General features: G+C 56.9%; 8 protein-coding genes. 2 read left to right on the top strand and 6 right to left on the bottom strand.

What is annotated here, in order from left to right:
- Both VKV18_RS03745 and VKV18_RS03740 read left to right on the top strand, forming a co-directional pair.
- Positions 1-2,173: HsdR family type I site-specific deoxyribonuclease (locus VKV18_RS03745; RefSeq protein WP_324202887.1), on the top strand; the 2,173-nt coding region annotated here is incomplete at its 5' end.
- Between the two features lie 14 nt (positions 2,174-2,187).
- The gene (locus VKV18_RS03740) at positions 2,188-2,499 is read left to right on the top strand and encodes a M48 family metallopeptidase (protein WP_324202886.1); all 312 of its coding nucleotides are present in this window, start codon (positions 2,188-2,190) and stop codon (positions 2,497-2,499) included.
- 16 nt (positions 2,500-2,515) lie between these two features.
- On the opposite strand, the gene kdsB is transcribed toward VKV18_RS03740, so the two are convergent.
- From kdsB to ilvE, 6 genes are all read right to left on the bottom strand, one after another.
- A complete protein-coding gene (gene kdsB, locus VKV18_RS03735; RefSeq protein WP_324202885.1) occupies positions 2,516-3,250 on the bottom strand; it encodes a 3-deoxy-manno-octulosonate cytidylyltransferase in 735 nt (244 codons plus the stop codon).
- 12 nt (positions 3,251-3,262) lie between these two features.
- Positions 3,263-4,702: a hypothetical protein gene (locus tag VKV18_RS03730; RefSeq protein WP_324202884.1), complete on the bottom strand. Its 1,440-nt coding sequence runs from the start codon at positions 4,700-4,702 to the stop codon at positions 3,263-3,265.
- Between the two features lie 427 nt (positions 4,703-5,129).
- Entirely contained in the window at positions 5,130-7,643 is a 2,514-nt protein-coding gene (locus VKV18_RS03725) for an ATP-dependent Clp protease ATP-binding subunit (protein WP_324202883.1), read from the bottom strand.
- 161 nt (positions 7,644-7,804) lie between these two features.
- Positions 7,805-7,996, bottom strand: a complete 192-nt coding sequence (locus VKV18_RS03720; RefSeq protein WP_324202882.1) for a hypothetical protein — start codon at positions 7,994-7,996, stop codon at positions 7,805-7,807.
- A gap of 27 nt (positions 7,997-8,023) precedes the next feature.
- Positions 8,024-8,758, bottom strand: coding sequence for a Clp protease N-terminal domain-containing protein (locus tag VKV18_RS03715; RefSeq protein ID WP_324202881.1), 735 nt, complete (start codon positions 8,756-8,758; stop codon positions 8,024-8,026).
- 119 nt (positions 8,759-8,877) lie between these two features.
- A complete protein-coding gene (gene ilvE, locus VKV18_RS03710; protein WP_324202880.1) occupies positions 8,878-9,789 on the bottom strand; it encodes a branched-chain-amino-acid transaminase in 912 nt (303 codons plus the stop codon).
- Between the last annotated feature and the right edge of the window lie 101 nt (positions 9,790-9,890).

Below are 9,890 nucleotides of genomic sequence, written 5' to 3'. Positions count from 1 at the left end.
CAAGGACGGCGAGCTGACCAAGGCGGTGCTACGTGCCCATCAGATGCGGGCTACAGAAAAGGTCGTCGCCCGCTCCAAAGACCCCCACAAGCGCCGCGGCCTCATCTGGCATACGCAAGGATCGGGCAAGACTTACACTATGATCACCGTCGCCAAGCGACTCTTGGAAGATCCGCGCCTAGAAAACCCCACCATCCTGATGATCGTGGATCGCAACGAGTTGCAACAGCAACTTTTTCAGAACCTTGAGGCGGTGGGCTTCAGCAGAGTGCATGTGGCACAGAGTAAGCGCCACCTACAACAACTGTTGAGAGAAGACACGCGAGGCCTCATTGTTTCCATGATCCATAAATTCGACGAGGCCGACGCCGATCTAAATACTCGAAGCAACATCCTTGTGCTGGTGGATGAGGCGCATCGTTCCACCGGTGGCGATCTGGGCAACTATCTTATGGGTGCCCTGCCAAATGCCACATTCGTAGGCTTTACCGGCACGCCTATTGACAGAACCGCACACGGGCAAGGCACCTTCAAAACGTTTGGCATTGACGACTCACAAGGCTATCTTGACAAATACTCCATTCGCGAATCCATTGCAGACGGCACCACCGTGCCCCTATACTACCAAATGGCACCTAACGACCTCATCGCCAACGCCGAGGCCATGGAGCAAGAGTTCTGGGCTGCGGCGGAACTGGAGGGCGTGGCAGACGTCGAAGAGCTTAATCGCGTGCTTGATCGCGCGGTAACGCTCAAAAATATGCTCAAGAACCGTGAAAGAGTAGAAAAAATAGCTTCCTATGTGGCCGAACACTTCCGTCACTACATTGAGCCTATGGGTTACAAAGCTTTCGTGGTAGCGGTAGACCGTGAAGCTTGCGGGCTGTATAAGCAAGCCCTCGACCGCTGCCTTCCTCCGGAAATGAGTCGGGTCGTGATCAGCCGCGGGCCGAGCGATCCGCCCCAGCTGAGTCACTACCACCTAAGCGACGAGGAAGAGGCGGCTGTGCGCAAAGCGTTTCGCAAGCCGAACGAACAACCTAAAATCCTTATCGTCACCGAAAAACTCCTCACAGGCTACGATGCCCCGATCCTCTACTGCATGTATTTAGATAAGCCCATGCGCGATCATGTGCTTTTACAGACCATCGCCCGCGTCAATCGCCCTTACGAGGATGAGACGGGGCGACGTAAGACGAACGGCCTCATCGTGGATTTTGTCGGAATTTTCAACAGACTGAAGCAGGCCCTCGCCTTCGACTCGGAGGATGTGAACGGTGTGGTCGAGGGGCTGGAGGTGCTTCAGGAACACTTCAAAGCCTTGATGGAGCGTGGGCGAAACGAGTTTCTGCCGCTTAGCGTAGGAAAAACCGCAGACAAGGCCGCAGAGGCCGTGCTGGAACACTTCCGCGATAGGCAGCGCCGAGAAACGTTCTATGCCTACTTCCGTGAGTTAGAAGAGAGTTATGAGATTCTTTCCCCCGATCCGTTCCTGCGCCCGTTTCTCGAAGACTATCAAGCGCTCGTGGCGATGTACCAGTTGCTGCGCAGCGCCTACGAGCCACACGTACCGATAGACCGATCGTTTCTCCGCAAGACCGCGGCCATTGTCCAGCGACATACCGCTACCAATGCCGTACGTGATCCGTATGAAACCTACCAATTAGGAGCGCCAGCACTGCTGCAGTTGCTGGCAAAACCACAGCCAGACACGGTCAAGGTGTTCAACCTGCTTAAGGAGCTTCATAAACTGGTAGCGGACCAGGGCAGAGGGCAGCCTCACCTTATCCCCATCGGCGAGCGCACCGAGGCGATCCGGCACGCTTTCGAGGAACAGCAGATCAACAGCCAAGAAGCCCTGAAAGAACTCTCTCAACTCGTTCACGATCTGCAGACCGCTCAAGAGCAGTGCCATGAGACCAATCTCTCACCCGAAGCCTTTGCCGTGGCCTGGTGGCTGCGCGTTCAAAAGAACTTCAATGCCGACCGGGCGGAGCAGTTGGCCGCTGCTGTGCAACCGATTTTTCACCAGTTTCCTCATTGGGCTACCAGCCCGGCTCAGGAGCGCGACCTGCGCAAGCAACTCTACAGGGTGCTAATAGCTGCAGGGGAGACTGACCCGGTAACGTGGGCCAATGAGATGCTCCAACTTCTTAGGAGGGCGACACAATAAAGTCAGCAGTGATCGTGAAGACTTCCCATACTATTGATGAAGATTCAGGGGAGAGCGTAGTTCGAGACATTCTTGTAGCCGAGGTCTGGACGTGGGCGCAACGCCTTGAGGTGGCCAACCGCATTCGGGAAATACACCTACGCCCCATGAGGCGAAAGTGGGCGAGTTGCTCTTCGCGGGGGCGCCTTACCTTTGATGTCGATTTGTTGCGGCAACCGGCCCGCTTCCGCCGCGAGGTGATTGTGCATGAGTTGCTTCACCTTAAAATACCAAACCACGGACGCCTGTTTCGCGCCCTGCTTAAAGCCTATTTGCAAGAGAGTTAAGCCACGAACGCCCCGCCTACGCACCCAAAGCCAATAACAGCCGCACCCTCTCCAAATCCTCCGGCGTGTCTACGGCGATGGAGGCCTTCTCTACACGCGCCATCCGAATGCGATAGCCCCACTCCAGCGCCCGTAACTGCTCCAACGATTCGGTGCACTCCAACGGGGTGGGTTCCAAGGTGGTAAAGAGCTGTAAAAAGCGATTGCGGTAGGCGTACAGCCCCATATGCTGCATCACCGGTACCGAGGACGTCTGACGAGGATAGGGAATGCGAGATCGGGAAAAGTAGAGCGCATCGCCGTTGCGGCCACATACCACCTTCACACAGGCCGGGTCGTCCAAACTCTCTTGCGGGCACGGGCACATCACGCTGGCCATGTCCAGTGAGGGATCGGCCTGAAGCAACTGCACCATGCGGTCAATACTCTCGGCCTCGAGAAGCGGCTCATCCCCCTGAATGTTCACCACGATGGCCTCTTGGGAGAGGGACAGCAGCCTTGCCGCCTCGGCGACCCTATCGGTGCCCGTGCGGTGCTGCGGCGAGGTAAGGAGGGCCTTTCCCCCCTCCCTCTCCACCGCCTCGACAATGGCCACGTCGGGCGTGGCTACCCAAACCTCTTGCAAAGAGGCCGCCTTTCGAGCGCGTCGCCACACGTGGACGATCATGGGCTTGCCACCGATATCGGCCAAAGGCTTGTTGGGCAAACGCGTTGCGGCCAAACGCGCGGGAATGATGCCTACTACATCCAATGGAAACTCTCCTTAACGCTGAAAAAGTTGAACTACCAGCAGCTCATCGGGCACCTCAAGTGAAAGACGCCCTTTTATTATATCGCTCTCAACCCCATAGATGCCGTTGTTGGGGCGATAGACAACGGCCTTATGAACGCTTGAAGGCAAGAAGACCTCGGTGGGCATGGCGGGCGGCTGAATGAGCCTGGGCGGCACGACGCTTGTATCTTCATCGGCTATCTCATGCCAAAGCAGAAGCCAAAACTGCCCATCGCTTTTTTGAAGCAGCAGGTGATGCACATACTGCGTTCGGTCGTAGGTAACCACCTGGCCTGAAATCGGCTCACGATAGTCTTTCACCGGCAAAACACGAATAGCAAGCGGCAATGCAGACGGTTTGAAACCGGCGCGGGGCCTCTTATCTCGCAATAGCGTGATGAGGTTTTTAACGGCATAGTAGGCTGGTTTTGGCGTGAGCTCGCGACGTACCAGCCCAAAATGCGCCTCCCGACTGGTGCCATCGGGGTCGTTAAACTCATCCACGAACTCGTAGCTGTAAGAGCGCCGTATGCCCAAACGAAAGTTTTCGCAGAAGAGACGTGGCATATATTTCGCATGCATGGCCTCCGATGGGCCGGCGCGATTTGTGGAATAGCCTGTCTCTGTGGCGGCCATGGGCTTGGGCGCAAATGGGGGCGCATAGGTGAGGAAAGCATACGGGAATTCGTCGAGTTTGGAAGATGGGAAGTCGCCCTGCCAATAGTATTTTTCAAGGGTGTCGTAGGGGAAAGGGAAACTAAATGGGTTTCCGCCACAGTAGGGATGGAAGTTTCCCCAATCTACATAGTTCGTTAAACTTCCTTTGGGAAAAGGGTTTGGATGGCCTGCCCCGGGATCGTAGGTCACTCCGAGAGAGGGGCCTATCACGGTTAGCTTTGATGTGGCCGGGTTCGACTTTACGGCAGGATAGAGATCGGCCATAAAAGCCGTTACCCCTTTTACAATGCTTTCTATCCCTCGGTCTCCTCCCTCACCCTTGTAGGTGATGTGGAATTTCGGCCAGAACAGGTCTGGCTCGTTGGGGCCTTCGATGGCATCTATACAAGGGTGAATGGCATTGAGGGTTTTTATCCGTTCGACGATGTCGGCTACCTTTTGTGCGTCCGGTTTCGACGAGGCTTCCGGGCCAACGGCCACACAGGTCTTTATGCCTAGCCTGCCCAGCTCGGCGATGCGTTCCGAGAACCCGTCGCGGGTATGGCGAATGCCGGAATCGATCAGGAGCTGCTTCACCCGTTCATAAGCGTAGCCATAAGGGGTGTCGTTATAAGTCCAGTGCGTACAAACGCCGATGCTCTCTACAAAAGCCTCAGCCCACTGCGCCTTTTCGAGCGACAATGCGGGAGCGGATGAAGCCCGTAAAAGCAGCAGTGGGCAGGTTCCAAGCAACTGGCGGCGGGTAATGGCCATCTTTTTCTTATCTCCTTCTTCCTCTGCAGAATCATACCCTGCATCGGTCTTGCAGACGGCGACGCACCGTAGGTAGGCATAAGGCCATGAGGGTAGGCAAAGGCCTACCCGAGCAATGGGGTAACCTCAGGAGCGACGGTGCTGCGCACTGCGCCTTTCCCTCAAGGGGTACCTCCTACAGCCCTACCCCTCAAGGCCGGTGGGAAGTGAAACCCAAGATTTCTCGCCTTCGGCTCGAAATGACAGGCGTATCGCCTGCTCTTCAAGCCCCACCCCCTGCAGGGAGAAGAGCACCTCTCGGTGAGCGTCCTAGAGGACGGCGCCTCAGCGGCCGGAATCATTTGCTAAGACGGATGGGGGGGTAAAAAGAGGAAAGGCGACAGGCTTCAACCTGTCGCCTCCCTTCATCGAACGTTTGCTCTCCGGTCTAACCGATGGTGGCCGGAGTCTCCAAAGGCGGCAACCCGCCATCATCGCCGGCCGGCAGCACTTCGGCCGCTTTGGGTCGGAACACGACGCGGCCCTCCTCCAAATCGGCCACCACCGTGTCGCCGGGCCGGAAGGTACCCCGCAGAATCTCATCCGCAAGGGGGTCTTCGATCAGGCGTTGAACCGCTCGGCGCAACGGACGCGCCCCCAGGTTCGGGTCGAAGCCCTCCTCGGCCAGCTTCTCTTTCACCGGTTGGGTTACCTCAAGGGCAAGCTCCTGCCCTTTCAACTGTTTCGCCACCCGGTTCAGCATCAGGTCTACGATCTGGAGTATCTCCTCACGGGTGAGCGGATGGAACACGATAAGCTCATCAATACGGTTGATGAACTCGGGACGGAAGGTCTTCTTCACCTCCTCCATCACCCGATTCTTCATTGCCTCGATGGCTTTCTCGTCGTTCGCTTTCCGCTCGGCGTCGCTGCGGATGCCCATGCCGCGCTCCTGCTGGATGCGCGCCGCCCCGATATTGGAGGTCATGATAATGACGGTGTTCTTAAAATCCACCACACGCCCTTGGCTATCGGTAAGGCGCCCATCCTCGGCGACCTGCAGCAGGATATTGAAGACCTCTGGGTGGGCTTTTTCGATCTCATCGAGCAGCACCACCGAGTAGGGATTGCGGCGCACGGCCTCGGTAAGCTGTCCTCCCTCCTCGTACCCTACATAGCCCGGAGGCGCTCCCACCAGACGGGAGACGTTGAACCGCTCGGAGTATTCGCTCATGTCTATGCGGATCAGGGCGTTTTCGTTATCGAAGAGGAAGGCGGCCAAAGCGCGCGCAAGCTCCGTTTTCCCCGTTCCTGTGGGTCCCATAAAGATGAAGGTTCCCATAGGACGCTTGGGGTCTTTCATGCCCGAACGCGCTCTTCGCACGGCGCGACTTACGGCAGCGATCGCCTCGTGCTGGCCGATAATCCGCTTGTGAAGCTCCTCCTCCATGCGAAGCAGCTTCTGGGTCTCCGTCTCCACGAGACGGCTTACCGGGATGCCCGTCCACGATTGAACGATTTGGGCCACCTCATCCTGGGTGACGATGCGCGGCATGCTCTCGCGCTGGTCTCGCCACTCCATCTCCAGCTTCTCGATGCGCTCTTGCAGCTCTGCTTTAAGCGCAACGAGGTCTTCGGCGATGTCTTCGCCGGGGCTAAAGCGCCCTCGTTCCTGCGTGGCACTCAGCTCTTTCTCTATCTCGGCGAGCCGTGCCTTCGCCTGCCGAAGCTCCGCCGGTGGAAGCGCATATTGCAGTCGCACGCGACTGGCAGCTTCATCAATGAGGTCAATCGCCTTATCCGGCAAGAAGCGGTCGGTGATGTAACGATCGGCAAGGTGGGCAGCGGCCACCAGGGCATCATCGGTGATCTTCACCCGATGGTGCGCCTCATAGCGCTCCCGCAGCCCTTTGAGAATCTCAACGGTCTCATCATCTGTCGGCTCGCTCACCTTCACCGGCTGGAAGCGCCTCTGCAGAGCGGCATCCCGTTCGATGTATTTGCGGAACTCGTCGAGGGTGGTTGCACCGATGCACTGCAGCTCTCCGCGCGCAAGAGCCGGCTTCATGATGTTGGAGGCGTCTATGGCGCCCTCGGCAGCCCCGGCGCCCACCAACGTGTGCAACTCATCTATGAAGAGGATCACCTCCCCTTGGGCTTTGCGAACCTCTTCTAGCACCCTCTTCATCCGCTCCTCGAATTCACCACGGTACTTCGTGCCGGCAACCAGGCTGGCCAGATCGAGGGAGACGATGCGCTTGTCTTTAAGGGTCTCCGGAATATCCCCCGAAACAATGCGCTGCGCCAACCCTTCGGCTATGGCCGTCTTTCCTACGCCGGGTTCACCGAGCAGCACCGGGTTATTTTTGGTTCTTCGGCTCAGAATCTGAATAACGCGCTCGATCTCCGTGTGGCGTCCTACCACCGGGTCAAGTTTATCGTTGCGCGCAAGCTCGGTATAGTCCCGCCCGAACTCATCCAAAGTGGGCGTACGAGACCGAGTCGTCGGTCGCGAATTCGATGGCGCATCCGTATCCTGAAGCGCCTGAACCTCGCGCCGTGTGCGCTCCAAATCCACCCCAAGCTTGGCAAGAACGCGCCCGGCAAGCCCTTCCCCTTCACGAATAAGCCCTAGCAGCAGATGCTCCGTGCCGATGTAGTTGTTGTTCAGCTGGCGGGCCTCATCGTAGGCCAAATCTATCACCCGCTTGGCCCGGGGCGTTAACTGCATGTCTTGTGTGGGGCGTCCATCCCCATGCGACACCTGTCGCTCTATCTCACTGCGGATTCTCCCTAAGGAGACCCCCATACGCTCCAGGATACGGGCAGCAACACTATCGCTCTCTCGCACCAGACCAAGCAGAAGATGTTCTGTGGAGACGTAGTTCTCTCCCAACCTTCCGGCCTCTTCCTGTGCGAAGAAGACGACGCGCCGAGCACGCTCTGTAAATCGCTGCCACATAGTTTATTCCTCTCTCTGTAACGCCAAGTATTTAAAACGGTTTCTCAGAAACAACGCTACAGTTCTTTTCCTTTTCGTTTTATTTTCGGATTCTCCTGCCAGATTAAATACCGTGTTTCGGCGGAGAACCCAAGTACCGTCTTCAAGACGATATTGGTACTCTACTTTTTAAGGGCGTCTATTACCCCCAAAAAGTTCCCTTGAATCTTAAAATACCTCCTATCCTTACGAACAGGAAAGAGCATGAAAACGCTCCACGCCATTTTTACGTAGGCGTTCTTTTCCGGTCGCGCCAGCATCTTCTGGACGCCCTCGGTGGTTAATCCCGTCTGTTGCAAGATGCCGAGCCGCAACTGTGCTGCCCTCTCAAAGGCCCTTGTCTAGGTTGCAGGGGCATCTCCCTCGCCCTGTGGCGGTTCCTCTTGCTGTAAGCGCTGCAGAACGGCTTGAACCTTCGCGCTATCCATTCCGAACTGCTCAAACACCTTGGCGACTTTACCCTCTCCAAGCTGCAGAAGCCCCAACAACACATCCTCTAGCTCCACGCTTGGCCGCTGCGCTTTCGTGGCAACTTCCTGCGCCAACAACAGGGCACGGCTCACGGCAGGCGTCACCTGGATGGAGAGGACGGACGAAGGGGTAGATAGCTCCACCTGTGTAGAGGCGGTTGAGGTACCGGTATCCCTCTCCTGCAGCGCCTGAACCTCGTGCCGTGTGCGCTCCAAATCCACCCCCAGTTTGGCAAGAACGCGCCCGGCAAGCCCTTCTCCTTCACGAATAAGCCCCAGCAACAGATGCTCCGTGCCGATGTAGTTGTTGTTTAAGTGGCGCTTCTCATCGTAGGCCAAATCTATTACACGCTTGGCCCGGGGCGTTAACTGCATATCTTGTGTGAGTTGTCCATCCCCATGCGATATCTGTGGCTCCAGCTCTTGGCGGATGCCCTCCAAAGAGAAGCCCATACGCTCCAAAGCCCGACAGGCCACGCTATCGCCATCTCTCAACAACCCCAACAGAAGATGTTCTGTACAGACGTGGTTCGCCCCAAACCTGATGGCCTCTTCCTGTGCGAAGAAGACGACGTGCCGAGCACGCTCGGTAAATCGCTGCCACATGATCGTGTCTCCTAGTTCGCTCTTGACATACCCTGCTTTCTGCAGCTCACTGAAGCCTTACAGCAACATGTTAACCGTTCAAGGCCCGCTCTGCCGTTCCGAATGGCGGAGAGCCATGCCTAAACCTTGAGTCCATCCACCTTTGTAAGCTCGCGGAATGCCGCGATGATTCGCTGGGTAATGCGACCGGGCTTGCCATCGCCTATTTTGCGCTGGTCACACGAAACCATCGGGATCACCTCGGCCGCCGTTCCGGTAAGAAAAGCCTCGTCTGCGTTATAGACGTCGTAGAGAGTCAGGCTGGTTTCACGGCAAGCGATGCCCATATCGCGGGCTAAATCCATCACCGCTTGGCGCGTGATTCCCGGCAGGGCGCCATCGGTTGTGGGGGGTGTCAGCAGCATTCCACCGGACACCAAAAAGATGTTATCTCCGGTCGCCTCGGCCACATAGCCCTGCATGTTCAGCATGAGGGCCTCTCCGGCGCCCATGCGGTTGGCCTCCATCTTGGCCATGATGTTGTTGACGTAGCGTCCCAACGATTTGATCTGCGGGTCAATACAGACGGAGGGCGGCACCCGCGTCGAGGCGGTTATCACATGCAAACCGTTCTCATACATCTCTTGAGGATAGAGCCGCAGCTGTTCGGTGGAGATAACCAGGGTAGGGGTTTTGCCGATATGGGCAGGGTCGAGGCCTAGCCCTACCCCTCGCGACACAGAGAGGCGGATGTAGCCGGAGTAGTGCCCGTTCTTCCGCACCAACTCGGCTATCTGTTGCTGGAGAACCGGTTTCTCCACACAAAGCTCGATGCCTAGCGCCCGCACCGAGCGAAAGAGCCTTGTAAGGTGGGGTTCGAGGCGAAAGATATTGCCGTCGTAGACCCGAATCCCCTCAAAAGCCCCATCACCATAGAGAAAGCCGTGGTCGTAAATGGAAAGATGGGCCTCTGCTTTGGGCACCAGCTTCCCATTGAGATGTACCCACTGTTGATCGGAGGGAGCCGGATGGCTCTTTTCTGTTTTTCGCACCGCGTTTCAATCCTTTTTGTTTCGCTCCTCACCAACACCGAAAGGTCGGTGCTAATTTCAGTATACCCTTCTCTCAAGCTCTATTTCTACCTTAGGTCGGA

Source organism: Chthonomonas sp. (assembly GCF_035294505.1).
Lineage (GTDB): Bacteria > Armatimonadota > Chthonomonadetes > Chthonomonadales > Chthonomonadaceae > Chthonomonas.
Note: the sequence above shows the minus strand (reverse complement) of the source record. Positions and strands in the feature narration are given on the sequence as shown.